Origin of the sequence: Pseudomonas orientalis (genome assembly GCF_022807995.1) — a bacterium.
Classification (GTDB): domain Bacteria; phylum Pseudomonadota; class Gammaproteobacteria; order Pseudomonadales; family Pseudomonadaceae; genus Aquipseudomonas; species Aquipseudomonas orientalis_B.
This window is the reverse complement of sequence record NZ_CP094351.1, coordinates 1,896,442-1,914,324: the sequence shown is the minus strand read 5'-3', so window position 1 is coordinate 1,914,324 and position 17,883 is coordinate 1,896,442. Positions and strand designations below refer to the sequence as shown.

General features: G+C 62.3%; 17 protein-coding genes. 7 read left to right on the top strand and 10 right to left on the bottom strand.

What is annotated here, in order from left to right:
- Positions 1-181 precede the first annotated feature (181 nt).
- Entirely contained in the window at positions 182-880 is a 699-nt protein-coding gene (pyrF, locus tag MRY17_RS08555; RefSeq protein WP_181284522.1) for an orotidine-5'-phosphate decarboxylase, read from the bottom strand.
- Positions 881-1,138: 258 nt separating this feature from the next.
- On the opposite strand from pyrF, the gene MRY17_RS08550 reads away from it, so the two are divergent.
- Positions 1,139-1,903, top strand: a complete 765-nt coding sequence (locus tag MRY17_RS08550; RefSeq protein WP_191955358.1) for a response regulator — start codon at positions 1,139-1,141, stop codon at positions 1,901-1,903.
- Positions 1,903-2,937, top strand: a complete 1,035-nt coding sequence (locus MRY17_RS08545) for a sensor histidine kinase (RefSeq protein WP_191952918.1) — start codon at positions 1,903-1,905, stop codon at positions 2,935-2,937. The genes MRY17_RS08550 and MRY17_RS08545 overlap by 1 nt, the downstream gene beginning before the upstream one ends.
- Here the strand turns inward: MRY17_RS08545 and MRY17_RS08540 are convergent.
- From MRY17_RS08540 to MRY17_RS08505, 8 genes are all read right to left on the bottom strand, one after another.
- Positions 2,934-3,995 (bottom strand): AI-2E family transporter, encoded by a 1,062-nt coding sequence (locus MRY17_RS08540; protein WP_181284518.1) that lies wholly within the window; start codon positions 3,993-3,995, stop codon positions 2,934-2,936. The two genes, MRY17_RS08545 and MRY17_RS08540, sit on opposite strands and share 4 nt — an antisense overlap.
- Before the next feature lie 69 nt (positions 3,996-4,064).
- A complete protein-coding gene (locus MRY17_RS08535) occupies positions 4,065-4,883 on the bottom strand; it encodes a DUF4892 domain-containing protein (RefSeq protein WP_243353574.1) in 819 nt (272 codons plus the stop codon).
- 102 nt (positions 4,884-4,985) lie between these two features.
- Positions 4,986-5,840, bottom strand: coding sequence for an alpha/beta hydrolase (locus MRY17_RS08530; protein ID WP_181284516.1), 855 nt, complete (start codon positions 5,838-5,840; stop codon positions 4,986-4,988).
- The gene (locus MRY17_RS08525) at positions 5,837-6,640 is read right to left on the bottom strand and encodes an alpha/beta fold hydrolase (protein WP_191955144.1); all 804 of its coding nucleotides are present in this window, start codon (positions 6,638-6,640) and stop codon (positions 5,837-5,839) included. Before MRY17_RS08525 ends, MRY17_RS08530 begins: the two co-directional genes overlap by 4 nt.
- Positions 6,641-6,737: 97 nt before the next feature.
- Positions 6,738-7,181 carry a hotdog fold thioesterase gene (locus tag MRY17_RS08520; protein ID WP_181284514.1) on the bottom strand — a complete coding sequence of 148 codons (444 nt, stop codon included), beginning with the start codon at positions 7,179-7,181 and terminating at the stop codon, positions 6,738-6,740.
- Positions 7,182-7,239: 58 nt separating this feature from the next.
- Positions 7,240-7,689, bottom strand: a complete 450-nt coding sequence (gene sixA, locus MRY17_RS08515; protein WP_181284513.1) for a phosphohistidine phosphatase SixA — start codon at positions 7,687-7,689, stop codon at positions 7,240-7,242.
- Entirely contained in the window at positions 7,686-8,033 is a 348-nt protein-coding gene (locus MRY17_RS08510) for a DUF4389 domain-containing protein (RefSeq protein WP_124385849.1), read from the bottom strand. Before MRY17_RS08510 ends, sixA begins: the two co-directional genes overlap by 4 nt.
- 10 nt (positions 8,034-8,043) lie before the next feature.
- Positions 8,044-9,069 carry an NAD(P)H-dependent glycerol-3-phosphate dehydrogenase gene (locus MRY17_RS08505; RefSeq protein ID WP_243353573.1) on the bottom strand — a complete coding sequence of 342 codons (1,026 nt, stop codon included), beginning with the start codon at positions 9,067-9,069 and terminating at the stop codon, positions 8,044-8,046.
- A gap of 195 nt (positions 9,070-9,264) precedes the next feature.
- Here MRY17_RS08505 and MRY17_RS08500 point away from each other — a divergent pair, with 195 nt between their 5' ends.
- From MRY17_RS08500 to fabB, 5 genes are all read left to right on the top strand, one after another.
- Positions 9,265-11,397 carry a TonB-dependent receptor plug domain-containing protein gene (locus MRY17_RS08500; protein ID WP_347710229.1) on the top strand — a complete coding sequence of 711 codons (2,133 nt, stop codon included), beginning with the start codon at positions 9,265-9,267 and terminating at the stop codon, positions 11,395-11,397.
- Between the two features lies 1 nt (position 11,398).
- A complete protein-coding gene (locus MRY17_RS08495) occupies positions 11,399-12,328 on the top strand; it encodes an ABC transporter substrate-binding protein (RefSeq protein ID WP_243353572.1) in 930 nt (309 codons plus the stop codon).
- On the top strand, positions 12,325-14,226 hold the full coding sequence (locus tag MRY17_RS08490) for an ATP-binding protein (protein WP_191952922.1): 1,902 nt from the start codon (positions 12,325-12,327) through the stop codon (positions 14,224-14,226). The genes MRY17_RS08495 and MRY17_RS08490 overlap by 4 nt, the downstream gene beginning before the upstream one ends.
- Positions 14,227-14,475: 249 nt before the next feature.
- Positions 14,476-14,991, top strand: a complete 516-nt coding sequence (gene fabA / locus MRY17_RS08485) for a 3-hydroxyacyl-[acyl-carrier-protein] dehydratase FabA (RefSeq protein WP_003210552.1) — start codon at positions 14,476-14,478, stop codon at positions 14,989-14,991.
- Between the two features lie 11 nt (positions 14,992-15,002).
- Entirely contained in the window at positions 15,003-16,223 is a 1,221-nt protein-coding gene (gene fabB, locus MRY17_RS08480; protein WP_057725933.1) for a beta-ketoacyl-ACP synthase I, read from the top strand.
- Positions 16,224-16,818: 595 nt separating this feature from the next.
- Here fabB and MRY17_RS08475 read toward each other — a convergent pair.
- Positions 16,819-17,811, bottom strand: coding sequence for an amidohydrolase family protein (locus MRY17_RS08475; protein WP_431768386.1), 993 nt, complete (start codon positions 17,809-17,811; stop codon positions 16,819-16,821).
- Positions 17,812-17,883 lie beyond the last annotated feature (72 nt).

Here is a 17,883-nt window from a genome sequence, read left to right as displayed (position 1 = left end):
CATGACCGCAGAAACGGATATGTACTCGGTCTGATCCAAAATACTGGCCAATCCTGAGGCCGCCATCGGGGGCAAGCCCCCTCCCACATTGGATCGTGGAGCACCGGTAAGATAGCTACAGGCTGCCGGACCAAGACAGGAGGCAAGCCCCCTCCCAGATTTTTCAGTGCCCGCCTGGGTATCAGGCGATTTCGGCAACAACCGCCGCCAACGCTTGCGCCGGATCGGCCGCCTGGCTGATCGGACGGCCAATCACCAGATAATCCGAACCGGCATCCAGCGCCTGACGCGGCGTCAGAATACGGCGCTGGTCATCCTGAGCGCTGCCCGCCGGACGAATGCCTGGCGTGACCAGTTGCAACGACGGATGAGCCGCCTTGAGCGCCTGGGCTTCCAGCGCCGAACACACCAAGCCGTCCAGACCCGCTTTCTGCGCCAGGGCGGCCAGGCGCAGCACCTGCTCCTGCGGCTCGATATCCAGGCCGATGCCGGCGAGGTCTTCACGTTCCATGCTGGTCAGCACAGTCACCCCGATCAACAGCGGTTTCGGCCCGCTGCGCTGTTCCAGCACTTCACGGCAGGCGCTCATCATGCGCAGGCCACCGGAGCAATGCACATTGACCATCCACACGCCCATCTCAGCCGCAGCCTTGACGGCCATGGCGGTGGTGTTGGGAATATCGTGGAATTTCAGGTCGAGAAACACTTCAAAGCCTTTGTCACGCAGCGTGCCGACGATTTCCGCCGCGCAACTGGTGAACAGTTCCTTGCCGACCTTGACCCGGCAAAGCGCAGGGTCCAACTGGTCAGCCAGCTTCAGTGCGGCGTCACGGGTGGGGTAATCCAGGGCGACGATGATAGGAGTCTGGCAGACGGACATTGGCATGGGCTCTCAGGCAAGTCGAAATCGGCGCGGATTGTAGCGCAAGCGGCGCCGTTGCGGGATCCGATGATCGGTAAATACTGATTCAACGTGGATTGGCGCCGGTGTGCGACCATTGTTTCAAAGCCGATACATTCACGACATGCGCCCAACACGCCCCACCGCTAGCCTCGCCGCATGACCGACCGTCCAGCACTTCCAGCCATGGGGCTGGGCGCCTATGCTGACCGTAACCATCAGGCAGATAATCGCACCATGCATACTCCTTCCGTCCCGGTAAACGATGAGCACACAGGCGCGGTGATCGCCGATGACAAGCGCTGGAACACCCGTGCGCTGATCGTCGACGACGACGCGCCAATTCGTGAATTGCTGATCGATTACCTGGCGCGCTTCAATATTCTCGCCACGGGCGTGACCGACGGCGCGGCGATGCGCCAGGCCATGCAGGCCGAAACCTTCGATGTGGTGGTGCTCGACCTGATGCTCCCCGGCGAAGACGGCCTCACCCTGTGCCGCTGGCTGCGGGCTGAATCGGACATTCCGATCCTGATGCTCACCGCCCGCTGCGAGCCCACCGACCGTATCATCGGCCTGGAGCTGGGCGCCGACGACTACATGTCCAAGCCGTTTGAGCCGCGCGAATTGGTGGCCCGCATCCAGACTATCCTGCGCCGGGTACGCGATGACCGCACCGAGCAGCGCGCCAACATCCGCTTCGACAATTGGCGTCTGAACAGCGTGTTGCGTCAACTGGTGGCCGACAACGGCCTGGTGGTGCCACTGTCCAACGCCGAGTTCCGCCTGCTGTGGGTGTTTATCGAACGCCCGCGCCGCGTATTGAGCCGCGAGCAACTGCTGGACGCAGCGCGCGGCCGCTCCATCGAAGCCTTTGATCGCAGCATCGACCTGCTGGTCTCGCGCCTGCGCCAGAAACTGGGGGACGACCCCAAGGCCCCACAGCTGATCAAGACGGTACGCGGCGAAGGTTATCTGTTCGACGCAAGGGATATCGGTTGATGCGCGCCCCCTTCAATACGTTGTTCGGGCGGCTGTTCGGCGTGTTGCTGGTGGCGATTGTGCTGGCGCATCTGCTGGCGTTCTTCTGGTTCCATCATTACGGTCCACCGCCGCCACCGCCTCAGGAAACCTTCGTCGAACAGCCGGATGGCTCGATGAAACCGCTGGTCAAGCATCATCGCCCCTGGTTCGGTGGCCCGGTGGTACCCCTGACATTTCAATTCATCTCGCTGATCATCGCCGCGTGGTACGGCGCCAAGTTGTTGAGCCGGCCGATCCAGCGCCTGAGCGCGGCCGCCGAGCGTTTGAGCCTAGACCTCGACAGCCCGCCCCTCGAAGAGTCCGGGCCTCGCGAAGCACGCCAGGCCGCATCGACCTTCAACCTGATGCAAAGACGCATCCGCGAACAGGTCAGCCAGCGCGCGCGCATGCTCGGGGCAGTTTCCCATGACCTGCGCACCCCGCTTTCGCGGCTCAAGCTGCGCCTGGAACAGATCGAAGACACCCGGTTGCAAGGCCAGATGCGCCAGGATCTGGACGACATGATCGGCATGCTCGACGCGACCTTGAGCTACCTGCACGAACAGCGTACCAGCGAGACCCGCCACTGGCTCGACGTGCAGGCGCTGGTGGAATCGCTCAGCGAAAACGCCCAGGACCAAGGCAGCGATGTGCAATTTGACGGCACCTGTGCGCCCTTGCAGGTGCAACCCATGGCGTTGCGTTCGTGCCTCAACAACCTGATCGACAATGCCCTGCGCTATGCAGGTGCGGCCCGTGTGGAACTGGCGGACAGCCGCGGAGCGCTGGTGATCCGGGTGATCGACCATGGCCCCGGTATCGCCGCCGATAAGCGCGAAGCGGTGTTCGAACCGTTCTTTCGTCTGGAGGGCTCGCGCAACCGTAATTCCGGCGGCGTCGGACTGGGCATGACGATCGCCAGGGAAGCAGTCGAGCGCCTCGGCGGCCACCTGAGCCTGGAAGAGACGCCAGGCGGCGGTTTGACCGCGGTGATGTGGCTGCCGAGGGCTTAAAGCGGCTTGTCTTCGCGCCGCGCCTGGGCCTGAGTCGCACTCCAGTCCGTCAACAAGCTGTAGGCCACCGCGAGTAAGGTCGGACCGATAAACAGGCCGATAAAGCCGAACGCGATCAAGCCGCCGAACACGCCCAGCAGCACGATCACCAGCGGCAGGTTGCCGCCACGGCTGATCAGGTAAGGCTTGAGCACGTTGTCCACGCCGCTGATGATGAAAGTGCCCCACACGCCGAGGAATACCGCGTAGGTGTAGTCGCCTTTCCACGCCAACCAGGCCGTGGCCGGGATCCACACCAGCGGTGGGCCCATGGGAATCAGGCTGAGCAGGAACGTCACGCCGCCCAGCAGCAACGCGCCGGGCACGCCGGCGATCAGGAAGCCGATCAGCGCCAGCACGGCCTGGGCCGCAGCCGTGCCGATCACGCCGTTGACCACCCGTTGCACCGTACCCGCTACCAGCTCGATGTAGTAACCGGCGCGGTCGCCGATCAGACGCTCCAGCAGTCGATGCACAAACATCGCCAGGCGCGGCCCGTCGCGGTAGAAAAAGAACACGAAGACCAGGCTCAAGGTCAGTTCGAGGATACCGCCGCCAATCTGCGCACTGCGCGCCAGCAACCAGTTGCCGACCTGGCCGAGGTAAGGCTTGATGCTGAGCATCAGCGCCGCGCCCTGTTGGTCGATGCTGTCCCATGTCGCCACCAGCCGCTCGCCGATAACCGGGATCGAGCCGAGCCAACCGGGCGCATCGGGCAGGCCGTCGACCTGGATATCCTTGATCAGCACGACGGCATCGCGCACATGGTCCGCCAGGTTGAAGCCCAGCCACACCAGCGGCAGCGCGACCAGCAACATCCATCCCAGCGTCAGGATACCGGCCGCCAGCGACTCGCGGCCGCCCAGCCCCCGTGTCAGCAGTACCATCAGCGGCCAACTGGCGAACGCCAGCACCGCGCCCCAGAACAGCGCCGACCAGAACGGCGCCATGACCCAGAAGCTGGCACCGAACAGCACCAACAGCAGGATTTGCACCAGCAGGCGATCATTATTGAGCATCGGGCATCTCGAAAAGAGTCGGTAGAAGACAGCTTAGGCGAACGACGCAGGTCCGTTCGCCAGTGCCGGTCAGCGTATCAGACGCACATGCAGGCCCTCGGCGTCACCCGTGCCGTTTTCCAGGCGCGCGGCGCGCACACCATTGTCGAGCAGGCCCTGACGCCAGGCTTCGGCGTTGGTGCCCGCCAGGCTGACGCGCAACGTGGTATCGAGGTTCAATGCCCTGGAGATCAACGTAAGCCATGTGTCATCAGGCTCGGCGCCCAGCGCAGGAAAATCCAGCTCGCCAGTGCTTTTCAGCTCCCGCAACAGCGTTGCCGAAGTGGGCAGCAGATTACCCAGCGGCGTGCTGGCGTCCATCTGCTCTACATGCAGATAGGCGCGTCGATTGCCACGGGTGATGCCGTACAGCGCCACCAGCGAATGGTCCTGCGGCGCCGCCAGGCGCAAAAGCAAATACTCCTGCTGGCCATCCGCCCCTACCAGCTTGGCGTTGCCGAAGACTTCGTTGGCCCACAGGCTGCTTTCGCCACAGTCGCGGGCCTGGCACCAGAACAGCAACTGCGCGCCCTTGGCCTGCAGGGCTTCGCGGGTGGCGGTAAAGGCGGCGCTGGAGCTATGTTCGGCAGGCAGTTCGTAGGTGACGGCAGTGGTTTGACCGCGCGCGGTGGCCTGGCCTTCGGAGCGCAATTGGCCGCTGATCTTGCGGATGGCGCCCATGGGGTAGATGCGTTCCCGCTCTTCAGCGGGGCGGTAGTCGACGATCTGTGCGTCGACCTGGCGGGCCACAGCCGGCAAGTCCTGACTGCCCGGCACATCGGCGGCGAACACGAGCGGGCTGAAACAGCACAGCCCGAGGGCACGTAAACATCCTTTACCCAGGCTCATCGGATCGTTGAGCCGTGGCCATGGAGGGTCGCAGCGGTTTGAAGATGGTGCATGGTTGACTCCCTTTCAATCCGCCCAGCCTCGGCAGTTGACCGCGCCAAGTCAAGGCGCGGAGAAGAACCGATTGAAACAGTCTGCAACAAGAACCGCACCGGGCTCGTCATTCAGGTGTAGATGATGACCGCCCGGCAGCGTCGTCACGGTGAAGGGTAGCTGTGAAAGCAATTCAGGATGTTTCGCCACCATACCCTCAGCCGCCACCACCAACTGCGTAGGGCAGCCCACTCGTCGTACGAAAGCCATGGCTTGTTCGTCGGTCAGACGCACCGGTGAGGCCAGGGTCAGGCGACTGTCGCTGCGCCAGGTATAGCCACCCGGAACCGGCATCAAGCCGCGCTGGGCCAGCAGTTCGGCGGCTTCGCGGCTGACCGCGACGAGGCCATGCATGCGCGCCTCGACCGCCCGGTCCAGGCTGGCATAGACCGGCTTGCGCTTGTTTTGCAGGCTCAATTGCGCCTGCAACGCCATGCCCAACCGCTCGGCTGCATTTTCGCCGCTGGCGGTCGGCGGAATTACCCCGTCGATCAAACCCAGGTGCGTCACGCGTTCCGGTAACGCTCCGGCCAGCACCAAGGAGACGATGGCGCCCATGGAATGGCCAAGTAATGCAAAACGTTGCCAGCCCAGTTGTTCGGCCACCTGCACGACATCATGCACGTAATCCCACAAGGCATAACCGGCCCCCGCCGGACGATGGGCCGAGTGCCCATGCCCGGCCATATCCAGTGCGACGACGCGCAACCCCTGCAGCTTCGGTGCCAGCCGCGCAAAGCTGTTGGCGTTGTCCAGCCAACCATGCAGGGCGATGACCGGCAGACCGTCCTCAGGCCCGAACAGATGCGCGGCCAGCTCGATATGCGGCAGGCTCAGGCGTACTTCTTCCACGGGCGTGCTCATGCGCAACTGCGCTCACGGGCCTGCCAGCGGGAAAACAGGTTCTTGATCAAAGTGGCGGTGTCCTGGGGGCGCTCAAGGGGGAACATATGGCCGCCGGGCATGGTGAGCATCTCACCCATGGGCAGTCGACCTACGCCGCTGACATGATGACGCATCACCACCCGGCTCTGACGGCCACGCACCACCGCCAATGGCACTTTCAACTGGCGCACCTGGCCCGGGCTGGTGTGAGGCACGCCGCGATAGATGCTGATTTCGGTGGCCGGATCGAAACGCAGGCGCAGGCGGTCGCCCACTTGCAGCAGGCCGTGTTGCAGATACGCCTCGAAGCACTCGGGGTCGAACCCGCGAAACAGGGTCTTGCCGGCGAAGTAGGCGCGCGCGGCGTCCAGGTCGCTGAATTCCTCACGGCGGCCCAGGGTGCGTCCCGCCGGTGTCAGGCGGTCGATGAAGCCAAAGCGTTTGGCGGCGCGAATCACCCAGCGATCCGCGCGGGTCAGCACCGGAGAATCCAGCATCACCACGCCACGGTACAGCTGCGGGCAGCGCATCGCGGCATGCAAATGCAACACTCCGCCCAGGGAATGGCCGACGCCCCATACCGGCTCCGGTTGCTGCTGCAGATGATGGATCAGTTCATCCACCAGGTTCTGCCAGTTGTCGTCCACCGGAAACCTGGGGTCATGGCCGTGCTGCGGCAGATGCGCCACGGCATACTCGGGGGCCAGGGCGTCGAATAACTTGCCGTAGGTGGCCGATGGAAATCCATTGGCGTGGGCGAAAAATACGTGCTGCGACATACCGGCGCGCTCTACAGGAACAGACCTCGATTGTCACCATGCCTGGCCCTTACGGCAATGACCGTAACCGCCAGGAATGATGACACTCACGCCACGCCTATCGCGCCGGCGGCTGCTCGCCCAGCGGCACCACGGCCACGGTCAGGCGCGATATGCAACTGGCCTTGCCCTCGTCGTTGGTCAGGCGGATGTCCCACACCTGGGTCGTGCGGCCGATATGTACGGCCTTAGCCACCGCCGTTACTCGCCCGCTGCGCACACCGCGCAGGTGATTGGCATTGACCTCCAGGCCCACGCAATAGAATTTGCTGGCATCGACGCACAGGTAGGCCGCCATGGAGCCGACGCTTTCGGCCAGCACCACGGACGCGCCGCCATGCAGCAGGCCGTAGGGCTGATGGGTGCGGTGGTCGACCGCCATACTGGCGGTGAGGGACTGGTCGTCGAAGCTTTCGAAGCGAATGTCCAGCAATTCACCGATGGTGTTTTTCTGACTCGCATTGAGTTGTTCGATATTCGGTTGCGTGCGCCACAGGCTCATAGAGGGTGTCCTTATTGGTTTTATTACGACCCTAATCCTGCCACAAAACCGATATCTCCTACGGATTTTTCACGCTGACCAGGCTCATCAACCCCGCCAGCGGGAAATCCCCTTCCAGCTCGGCGAGGCTGGCGGTGTGCATCGGCACAGGCTGACGCGGATGGCCATGCTGCGCAAAGCTGATCAAGCTGCCCACCAACGGTTGGTGGCTGACCAGCAGCACGTTGTCATCGCTGTCGAGCTTTGCCAGCACCTGCAACGGATTGCCCTCCGGCGTCAGCCACGGCACCGTGCGAATCTCCGGTTCAAAGCCCAGCGCCTCGCGCACCAACTGCGCCGTCTGCTGCGCCCGCACATAGGGGCTGGCGATGATGGCGCTGAGCGGCTGGCCGATAAGGTGCGCAGCGCTAAGCAACACTTCGGCCCGGCCGTGCTCGGTCAGGTTGCGCTCGGCGTCGGTGCGAGCATGCGCCTGGGCTTCACCGTGGCGCAGGATCCACAGCTTCATAACTTGGGCTCTTCATCACGCACCGGGTGCGGTGCTGGCGGCACGCTATGCGCGGCTTCGCCTTCCGGCGCACGCGGGGTTGGCCAATCGGCAAACGGCCAGGGTTTTTGCTCGGTGTGGAAGCTGCCGAAGCGACCGATCTGCGCCAGGAACTGGCTGAGGCTGTCACCGAAGTTCATCAGGCCCAGGTTCGGCGCGCCGTAGATCAGTCGGTAAATCAGTTGCACAACCACCAGCGCGCCCAGCAGAAACTGCGCCACTTGCCACACCAGGGCAAACACCAGCATCCACAGGATACGCAGCACAATGGACTCATACTTGGGGGCTGCTTTCGAATCGTTCATGGCGCGTTCCTCAATTGAAACCGCTGGTGGAAATAAAGTCGACATCGGTCTTCGGCTCGGCGCGCATCAGCAGCTCGATGACCTGGCTCAAGGTGCGTCCTTCAAACAGGATCGCGTGCAGCCCGGCAACCAGCGGCATATACACACCGACTTCCTGCGCCTTGGTCTTCAGCACTTTGAGGGTGTTGACCCCTTCGGCCACTTCGCCCAGGCGGGTCACCGCCTCTTCCAGGCTCAAACCCTGGCCCAGCGCGAAACCAACCTGATAGTTACGGCTTTTCGGCGACGAACAGGTCACGATCAGATCACCGACGCCCGCCAGGCCCAGGAACGTCATCGGGTTGGCACCCTGATTCACGGCAAAACGGGTCATTTCGGCCAGGGCGCGGGTAATCAGCATGCTCTTGGTGTTTTCGCCCATCCCCAAGGCCACAGCCATGCCGGCGATGATGGCATAGACATTCTTCAACGCACCGCCCAGCTCGACGCCGAAGCGATCGCCACTGGCATAGACGCGGAAGGTGCGGCCATGCAGCACCGCCTGGACGCGCTCGCACAGTTGCTCGTCTGCGCTGGCGATCACCGTGGCAGTCAGCGCATGCTCGGCCACTTCCCGCGCCAGGTTCGGCCCGGACAGCACGCCGATGCGCGCCTGGGGTGCGATCTCCTCAAGGATTTCGCTCATCAGCTTGAACGTCTGCGCCTCGATGCCCTTGGTCAGGCTGACCAGCAGCTTGCCCGCCAGGCGTTCGGCCTGGGGCGCCAGCACCGAGCGCAAGGCGCTGGAGGGCAGCGCGACAAAGCACAGGTCACAGTCGGCAAGCGTTGCCAGCAGATCGGTAACGGGCTCGACCGCAGGATGAATCTTGATGCCTTTAAGGTAACGCGGGTTTTCGCGGTGCACGCGAATGGCCTCGGCCTGCTCGGGATCGCGCATCCACTGGCGCACCGCGTGGCCATTTTCAGCCAACAGGTTAGCCACGGCGGTACCAAAACTTCCGCCTCCCAGGACCGCGATAGAGCGCTGTTCAGTCATATGCAATCCGTTAATCCATACCAGTGGCGATGGCGGCATTATACGGGGCGACCCGCTTGCGGCCAGCCCCCGCGTGAATTCGTGCGCTTGTCGGAAAATGCCACACTTGAGCGAAGTAATTGCAAGTCCCACGACTGGCAAAAGGCCTGACCTCAGTTAACATGGGCGGCTATCCGTAATTATCAAGGCCGTGCCGTGTATCTGGGCCCTCCTCCCCGCTCATCCCTGTTATTGACGCTGCCCTTGATGCTCGCGTGCAGCGCCAGCGCGTCGGCTGACGACTTGTTCCTCGACAGCCAGCCGCTGCCGCAGGTCTTGACCGCCACCCGCCTCAAGCAATCGGCCGCTGCCGTGCCCGGCAGCATGACCGTGATCGACAGCGAGTTGATCAAGGCCAGCGGCGCGCGTGACATTGCCGAGCTGCTGCGACTGGTACCCGGCATGATGGTCGGCTATACCACCGGCAACCAGGCGGCGGTGAACTACCACGGCACCAGCGCCAGCGATGCACGGCGCATGCAAGTTCTGATCGACGGGCGCTCGGTGTATCGCGCCGGCCTGGCCACGGTGGACTGGAGCGATATTCCGGTGGCCATGGAAGACATCGAGCGTATCGAGGTATTTCGAGGCCCTAACACGGTCAGCTATGGCGCCAATGCGCTGATGGCGGTGGTCAATATCCTCACTCGTTCACCGGCCAACAGCCAGGGCACGCGGTTGAAGGTCATCCAGGGTGAACGCGGGATCAACGATGTGTATGCCAGCCAGGGCGTGGGTTGGGACACCGGCGATCTGCGCCTGTCGCTGTCCGGGCAGCAAGACGATGGTTTTGACAGCGATGCCGTCGGCGACGACCGCCGCGACAGCCGCCGCCTCAGTCGTTTCAGCCTGGCCGTCAGTCAGACGCTGAATGCGCAACAGAGCATCGACTGGCAACTGGATGCAAAGGAAGGGACCAACCAGCGCCCCTACACCTACGCTCCGGTATTCGCCGGGATTACCGAGGGCGGTACCAATTCCGACGCCACCGCCAAGGACTATGCAGGTTCAATGCGCTGGAACTTCGACTTGAACCCCGACCACAGCCTGTATATCCAGGGGTCGGCCCAGCAATGGAACCGTCGCCAGATCTGGAAAGCCTGTGACGCCAAGGTATCGTTCAGCCCCGAACTGACCCAGCTGTGGCAACTGAACCCCAACTACGCCGAACAACTGGCGCGGCACATGGATAAATTCAGCCAAGGCAGCGCCCCACCCGGCAGCGCCGCCGAACAGGCGCTGGGCAACCAGGTGCTGGACCAATGGCGCAACGGCGCCAACCAGAGCGTGTGCGGCGATATCGACCAAAGCGCCAAGGAAAGCCGCTACGACCTGGAGCTGCAAGATACCCTCAGCCTCTCCGACAGCCTGCGCCTGGTCAGCGGGATGAATTACCGCTACGACCGCGCCGACTCCGACACCTACTTCAACGGCACGCTGGACGACACCACCTGGCGCCTCTTCGGCCACCTGGAATGGCGGGCCAGCGAACACTGGCTGCTGCAAGGCGGCGCGATGTACGAAGACACTCACTTGAGCGGCAACTCACTGACACCTCGCGTGGCGGTGAACTACCTCATAAACCCGCGCCATGGCCTGCGGGCGGTGTACTCCGAGGCGATCCGTTCGCCGGACATGTTCGAGAACAACGTCAACTGGAGCTACCGCGTCACCAACCTCAGCTCGCCGGTCTACGGGCAGAATTCCGGGCAATATTTTGTGGTGACACGCGGCCCCGGCAATCTCGATAAAGAGTTGATGCGCTCGCGCGAACTGGGCTACAACGGCTTCTTTGCCGACCTCGGGTTGAATGTCGACGTGAAGCTCTTCTACGACGAAATCACCGACATGATCAGCTCGCCGCTGCGCAACAACCAATATATCGCCAGCAACGCCAACAGCTCGCGCTTTACCGGTGCCGAATCACAGTTCGACTGGCGCGTGAGCAACTCGGACCGTTTGCGCCTGACCTACGCTTACGTCGACGCGAGCGCCAGCAACCCGCTGGACAAGGCGCAGACCGCCCGTAACAGCGGCTCGGCCGGCTGGTTGCGCGAATGGGGCCACGGCTGGTCCAGCGCCCTGTTCTACTACGGTGACGATGCCCTCAACGAGTATCGCTTCGAACGGGTCGACCTGCGTGTGGCCAAGCGCATTGCCCTGGGCAAGACCAACGTGGAGCTGGCCGGCATGCTGCAACAACGCCTAGATAACCAGCCGACCACCTGGTCCGATAACAATTACGACCATCGCCATGTGCTCTACTTCAGCGCGCAGCTAGAGTTCTGACATGGGCGATCAGTCACGGATGACCCTCCCTCTTGTTTCGCGGCTGTGGCGGCGCGGTCTGCTGCTGGCGTGCCTGCTGATCACCACGCCCGCATGGAGTGCCGACATCCTGCTGACAGCCGCCGAGGACAGTGCCGGTGTTCAAGCCTTTACCCAGGCCCTCGTGCAGCAGCGCCCTGAAGACCATGTCGCCTTTACCCTGCTTGCAGATTTGCCGGCGCCGAGCCAGTTGCCGGCCACTACGCGCCTGATCCTGCTGGACCTGCCCGGCCTCGACTGGCGCTTGCAGGATTCCCAGGGCCCGCCGACCCTGGTGCTGCGCATCAGTCGCCTGCAAGCGCACCAACGCCTGGGTAGCGCGCGCCCGGCCAACATCAGCCTGCTGTGGAGCGATCCGCCGCCGATGCGCCAATTGCGCCTGATCGCCAGCATTTTGCCCCAAGCCCGGCGAATCGGCGTGCTTTACGGTGCCGACAGCCAATTCCTGCTGCCCGAACTTCACCGGTACGCCGCGCCACTGGGGCTGGTCATCGTGCCCCAGCGCTGGGACGACACCAATGACAGCCGCCCCCTGCAAGCCCTGTTCAAGAACAGCGACGTGCTGCTGGGCCTGGACGACCCGCAGTTATACAACCCCAAAACCGCCAAGAACCTGTTGTTGAGCAGTTACGCCCAGCAATTGCCGCTGATAGGGCCCAATGCCGGGTTTGTCCGGGCCGGCAGCCTGGCCAGCACCTATAGCGACCAGCCCGACTGGCTCGCCGTACTCGATCGCTTGCTGGACCAGCCGCCGGCCAACTGGCCGCGCGCGCGCTATCCGCAACACTTCAAAGTCGTGGGCAACTCGCAAGTCGCGCGCTCACTGGGTATCGAACAGGTCGACGAAGCTGCGGTCGCCGCCCGCCTGGCCGAAGGAGATAAACGCCCATGACCTTGCGCCGTCGCTGGGACATTAATACCCGCACCCAGCTCATCACCCTGGGGCCCGCACTGTTGCTGACCTTGTTGTTGATCAGCTTCTTTACCTTCGTGCGTATCCAGGACTTGCGTCAGGAGCTGGACCACACAGGCCAACTGATCGCCAACCAACTGGCACCGGCTACCGAATACGGCGTTATTTCCGGCAACAACGATGTGCTCGACGCCCTCCTGCGCGCGACGTTGGCCACCCCGCACGTGCGGTTTCTGGAAATCCAGGACAGCGCCGAGAACATTCTGGTGTACGTCGAGCAGCCGTCGGAGAAACACGACCGCTCACTGTCGGTGAAGGTGTTCCAGGCACCGATTCGCTTGCAACACATCCAGTTGGGCAACGACTTTTTCCAGGACAACCTCAACGAATCCAAAGCACCGCGTGCGGACTACCTGGGTCGGGTGATCGTCGGTATGTCCAACGACGCGTTCAGCCAGCGTCAACAGGAAATCCTGTTCAAGGCCGGCATTCTGGCGCTGTTCGCACTGCTGTTTACCTTTCTGCTGGCGCGGCGCCTGGCCGCCAGCCTGTCGCAGCCGATCAGCGCCATGGGGCACGCGGTGAAGGCCATCCAGCAGGGCGATTACAAGACCCCGCTGCCGATTGTCGATGACTCCGAACTGGGCGACCTGTCGCGGCACATCAACAACCTGGCGGCCGGCCTCAATCAGGCCAGCCGCGAGCAGCAGCAGGCCATGGCCCAGTTGATCCAGACCCGCGAAGAAGCCGAACGCGCGAACAACGCCAAGTCGGAATTCCTGGCGATGATGAGCCACGAACTGCGCACCCCCATGAATGGTGTGCTGGGCATGCTGCAATTGCTGGAAACCACCGAGATGACCGAAGAGCAGGCCGAGTACGCAGCGCTGGCCTCCGAGTCCACCGAGCACCTGCTGAAAGTAATCAATGACATCCTCGACTTTTCGCGTATCGAACGGGCCGCACTGGAGCTGGAACATATTTCCTTCAACCTGGCTGACCTGATCAACAGTTGCGCTCATGCGTTCCAGCACAGTGCGCAGCAGCGCGGGCTGACCCTGGAGCTGCCGATTCCACCGGGTATGCAAGCCTTGTGGGTGCGCGGTGATCCGACGCGCATCCGACAGATCCTGGTGAACCTGATCGGCAACGCCTTGAAATTCACCGAGCACGGCACCGTGCACGTGGAGCCGCACTGGCAAACCCTGGACCATGAACTGGTGTGGTTCACCTGCACCGTGCGCGACAGTGGTATTGGCATTTCGCCCGAGCGCCTGGAACTGATGTTCGATGCGTTCCAGCAAGCCGACAGTTCTATTTCAAGACGCTACGGAGGCACCGGCCTTGGCCTGCCGATCGCTCGCACCCTGGCCGAACGCATGGGCGGCACCTTGCGCGCCCAAAGCGAGGAAGGCCGCGGCTCGGTGTTCACTCTGGAAATCCCGTTGGCCATCGATCAACAAAGCCTGCCGGCCATCGCCCCGGACACCCTGGGTATACCCGGCGCCGGCGACGGGCGGCACATACTGCTGGTGGAAGACAACCCGGTTAACCGTACCGTGGTCGAAGCCATGTTGCGCAGCCTCGGCTTTGAAGTGAGCCTGGCCACCGATGGCGCCGAGGCGATCCGCAGCGCCGAAAGCCTGATCTTCACCGCGATTCTGATGGATTGCCGCCTGCCATTGATCGACGGTTACGAAGCCACCCGGCAAATCCGTCAACTGCCCGGCTGCGCCGATTTGCCGATTATCGCCCTGACCGCCAATGCCTTGCAGGGTGACCGCGAAGCTTGCCTGGATGCCGGAATGAACGATTACCTGGCCAAGCCGTTCAAACGCACGGATTTGCAGCAAATCCTTCAACGCTGGGTGCAGTAGGTGTCGCGGCTAAGCCAAGTCCGACTGGCGTGGAAGACGAAAGTGCGGCAGTCTTAGGCACCCGAACGGGCCGATAAACAGGTCCGGTTTAATATTTCAGTGAACAAGTGTACATTGAGTACCTTGACGCTGTGACTTTCACTACAACGCAATAGTCTATGTGTAGGCTGCCGCTATGAGGCATGAACGCTTCATTCGGTCCGGGAAGATTTGCCCTGCCCTGCCGCATGGGATTATTGAGGAGCTCGCATGACCAAACAAAACGCCTTTACTCGGGAAGACCTGCTGCGCTGCAGTCGCGGTGAGCTGTTCGGCCCAGGTAACGCGCAACTGCCCGCCCCGAACATGCTGATGGTGGATCGCATCACCCATATCAGCGAAGAAGGTGGCAAGTACGGCAAAGGTGAATTGGTCGCCGAGCTGGATATCACCCCTGACCTGTGGTTCTTCGCCTGCCACTTCGAAGGCGACCCGGTGATGCCGGGCTGCCTGGGCCTCGACGCCATGTGGCAACTGGTCGGCTTCTACCTGGGCTGGCAAGGCCTGCCGGGTCGCGGTCGCGCCCTGGGTTCGGGCGAAGTGAAGTTCTTTGGCCAGGTCTTGCCGACCGCCAAGAAAGTCACCTACAACATTCAAATCAAGCGCGTCCTCAAGGGCAAGCTGAACCTGGCCATCGCCGACGGTTCGGTGACTGTCGACGGTCGCGAGATCTATACTGCCGAAGGCCTTCGGGTCGGCGTATTCACTTCCACTGACAACTTTTAAGGGTTATCCGCATGCGCCGCGTCGTTATCACTGGTCTGGGCATCGTTTCTTGCCTGGGCAATGACAAAGAGACCGTCACCGCTAACCTGCGTGCAAGTCGCCCTGGCATCCGCTTCAACCCGGAATATGCCGAAATGGGTCTGCGTAGCCAGGTTTCCGGCTCCATTGACCTGCCCCTCGAAGAACTGATCGATCGCAAGATCTATCGCTTCGTCGGTCACGCTGCCGCCTACGCCTACCTGGCCATGAAAGACGCGATCGCCGACTCCGGCCTGAGCGACGACCAGGTGTCGAACGTACGTACCGGCCTGATCGCCGGCTCCGGCGGAGCATCCACCCTGAACCAGATGGAAGCGCTGGATATCCTGCGCGAAAAAGGCGTGAAACGCGTTGGCCCGTACCGTGTAACGCGGACCATGGGCAGCACCGTTTCGGCCTGCCTGGCCACCCCGTTTGCGATCAAGGGCGTGAACTACTCGATCTCGTCGGCGTGCGCCACCAGCGCCCATTGCATCGGGACTGCCGTTGAGCAGATCCAGCTGGGCAAGCAGGACATCGTATTCGCCGGCGGCGGCGAAGAAGAACATTGGAGCCAATCGTTCCTGTTCGACGCCATGGGCGCGCTGTCCACCCAGTACAACGAAACCCCGGAAAAGGCCTCCCGCGCCTATGACGCCAAGCGTGACGGTTTCGTCATCGCCGGTGGTGGCGGCATGGTGGTGGTCGAGGAACTGGAACACGCCCTGGCCCGTGGCGCCAAGATCTACGCGGAAATCGTCGGCTACGGCGCCACTTCCGACGGTTACGACATGGTTGCGCCAAGCGGTGAAGGCGCCATTCGCTGCATGCAGATGGCGATGTCCACCGTGGATACCCCGATCGACTACCTGAACACCCACGGCACTTCGACTCCGGTCGGCGACGCCAAGGAAATGGAAGGTGTGCGTGCGGTATTCGGTGACAACGCGCCGAAAATCAGCTCGACCAAGAGCCTGTCGGGTCACTCCCTGGGCGCCGCCGGCGTTCACGAAGCGATCTACTGCCTGCTGATGATGGAAGGCAACTTCATGGCCGGCTCGGCCAACATCGACGAGATCGACCCGGTCGTCGCCGATATGCCGATCCTGACCAAGACCGTTGAAGATGTGAAAATCGACACCGTGATGAGCAACAGCTTCGGCTTCGGTGGCACCAACGCCACCCTGGTGCTGAAACGCTGGCAGGGCAAGTAAGGCCTGACGCTTGACCGATGAAAAGCCCCGACTGGTTCGGGGCTTTTTTATGGGCGATTGAATGAGACCGAGTCACCTGCATCGGGGGCAAGTCGAGTCGCGCCTCTCACATTTGACCGAGTTGGCCCAAAGAACTCGGTCGAATGTGGGAGGGGGCTTGCCCCCGATGGCGGCCTCTGGGCCGACCAGGATGCCGGATCAGACCGAGTACATATCCGTTTCTGCGGTAACGGCTGCTTAGGGTTCCGCCCTTACGGCGGCTCACTTTTGAAAAGCGCAAAAGTAAGCAAAACGCTCTTGCCCCACCACTCGGCACCTCGCTTAGGCTCGGTGTGCCCGAACGAAGGCTTGAATCCGTGGGCCGCCGCAATGGGCCATCCCTGGCCCAGTGCGGCTAACCCGGCGTCCTGCCGGGTTACCCACGGATTCAAGCCTGCGTTCGGCCAGCGTGGTTTAACGGGGCACCTAAGATCAAAAGCAGATCAAGATCAAGAGCGACTCGCTTCGCATCGTGGTTTGCGTTGGGCGCTACACAGTTGTGGAGATACCTATGCGCGATAGGATCACCTCAATTGCGCAACACCAAAACCCGACCTCAATGCGCACCCTCATTGCGGGTCGACTTGGGCAGGATGGCCAGAAAGTTATCCCGCGCGACCTTGTGGGCAACGTCTTCAGGTAATGCATCGAGGAAAGGGTCAAAACCGCGCATTTCCTTACCCAGCTTGTTGAAGCGTCCTACCACGTCAGAGCCGAGCATGAAGCGATCAGGGAAGCGCTCCACCAGCTTGACCCACTCCGGCCTGGGCGTGCCCGCATCATCCAGCAGATAGGGCGTGAGCACGCTCCAGGAAAGGTCGATATACAGGTTGGGGTAAGCCTCGAGCAGGCGGCTCAGGGTAGGCAGCAGGAAATCCATTTGCACTTGATGGCGGTGGATTTCCTTGCTGGTACCGGCATGGGCCCAGATAAAGCGCGTATGCGGATGATTGCGCAACGGCTGCTCGACTTCGGCCAGGTACAACGGGTTGCGCTCGCGCTTGGAGGTGATGTTGGAGTGCAACATCACCGGCAGGTCGTTCTCCGCCGCCAAGTGATAGATACGCGTCATGGCCTCGTTGTTGGCGCGGGGCGTATCACCGGAGGTCAGCGCGGTCAGATCGTCGTGGCGGGTAAACACCTCGCCAATGCCTTGCCACAGCCCGGGGTTGAGATCGAGCATGCGCTGGATGTGGGCCGCCGAGTTCTTGTCGTTAGGATTGAAACCGGCCAGGAACGGATGAAAGTGCCGGCGCTGTTCAGGGGCGAGCTTATTGACCGCGGCGGCGACGATGACATCGGTGGCGCTGTACCAGTAGGCATCGGCATCGTCGCCTGCGTAGTAGCGCGGGCGCTTGGGCTCGTCTTCGTGCCATTTCTTGGCCACGGGAATGCCGGAAATCATCACATGCTCGATGTGATTGTCCGCCATGGCCTTGAGCAGCTTGTCCATGCCCGCGGTTTCCTGGAAAAAGTCCACGTAATGCAGGTGGGCGTCGCTGTAGGCATAATCGCGGGCCTGCACGGCAACACTGCAGACGGCGAGCATCAGGGCCAAACTCACACGGGTCCAAAGCACGGTGATACCTCAATAGGGCTGATACGGGTAGACCCTGCGCCG

Bases quoted from the DNA above. Each gene is read 5' to 3' on its own strand.
- pyrF (WP_181284522.1), bottom strand. From the start codon at position 880: ATGTCCGTCTGCCAGACTCCTATCATCGTCGCCCTGGATTACCCCACC.
- MRY17_RS08550 (WP_191955358.1), top strand. From the start codon at position 1,139: ATGCATACTCCTTCCGTCCCGGTAAACGATGAGCACACAGGCGCGGTG.
- MRY17_RS08545 (WP_191952918.1), top strand. From the start codon at position 1,903: ATGCGCGCCCCCTTCAATACGTTGTTCGGGCGGCTGTTCGGCGTGTTG.
- MRY17_RS08540 (WP_181284518.1), bottom strand. From the start codon at position 3,995: ATGCTCAATAATGATCGCCTGCTGGTGCAAATCCTGCTGTTGGTGCTG.
- MRY17_RS08535 (WP_243353574.1), bottom strand. From the start codon at position 4,883: ATGAGCCTGGGTAAAGGATGTTTACGTGCCCTCGGGCTGTGCTGTTTC.
- MRY17_RS08530 (WP_181284516.1), bottom strand. From the start codon at position 5,840: ATGAGCACGCCCGTGGAAGAAGTACGCCTGAGCCTGCCGCATATCGAG.
- MRY17_RS08525 (WP_191955144.1), bottom strand. From the start codon at position 6,640: ATGTCGCAGCACGTATTTTTCGCCCACGCCAATGGATTTCCATCGGCC.
- MRY17_RS08520 (WP_181284514.1), bottom strand. From the start codon at position 7,181: ATGAGCCTGTGGCGCACGCAACCGAATATCGAACAACTCAATGCGAGT.
- sixA (WP_181284513.1), bottom strand. From the start codon at position 7,689: ATGAAGCTGTGGATCCTGCGCCACGGTGAAGCCCAGGCGCATGCTCGC.
- MRY17_RS08510 (WP_124385849.1), bottom strand. From the start codon at position 8,033: ATGAACGATTCGAAAGCAGCCCCCAAGTATGAGTCCATTGTGCTGCGT.
- MRY17_RS08505 (WP_243353573.1), bottom strand. From the start codon at position 9,069: ATGACTGAACAGCGCTCTATCGCGGTCCTGGGAGGCGGAAGTTTTGGT.
- MRY17_RS08495 (WP_243353572.1), top strand. From the start codon at position 11,399: ATGGGCGATCAGTCACGGATGACCCTCCCTCTTGTTTCGCGGCTGTGG.
- MRY17_RS08490 (WP_191952922.1), top strand. From the start codon at position 12,325: ATGACCTTGCGCCGTCGCTGGGACATTAATACCCGCACCCAGCTCATC.
- fabA (WP_003210552.1), top strand. From the start codon at position 14,476: ATGACCAAACAAAACGCCTTTACTCGGGAAGACCTGCTGCGCTGCAGT.
- fabB (WP_057725933.1), top strand. From the start codon at position 15,003: ATGCGCCGCGTCGTTATCACTGGTCTGGGCATCGTTTCTTGCCTGGGC.
- MRY17_RS08475 (WP_431768386.1), bottom strand. From the start codon at position 17,811: ATGCTCGCCGTCTGCAGTGTTGCCGTGCAGGCCCGCGATTATGCCTAC.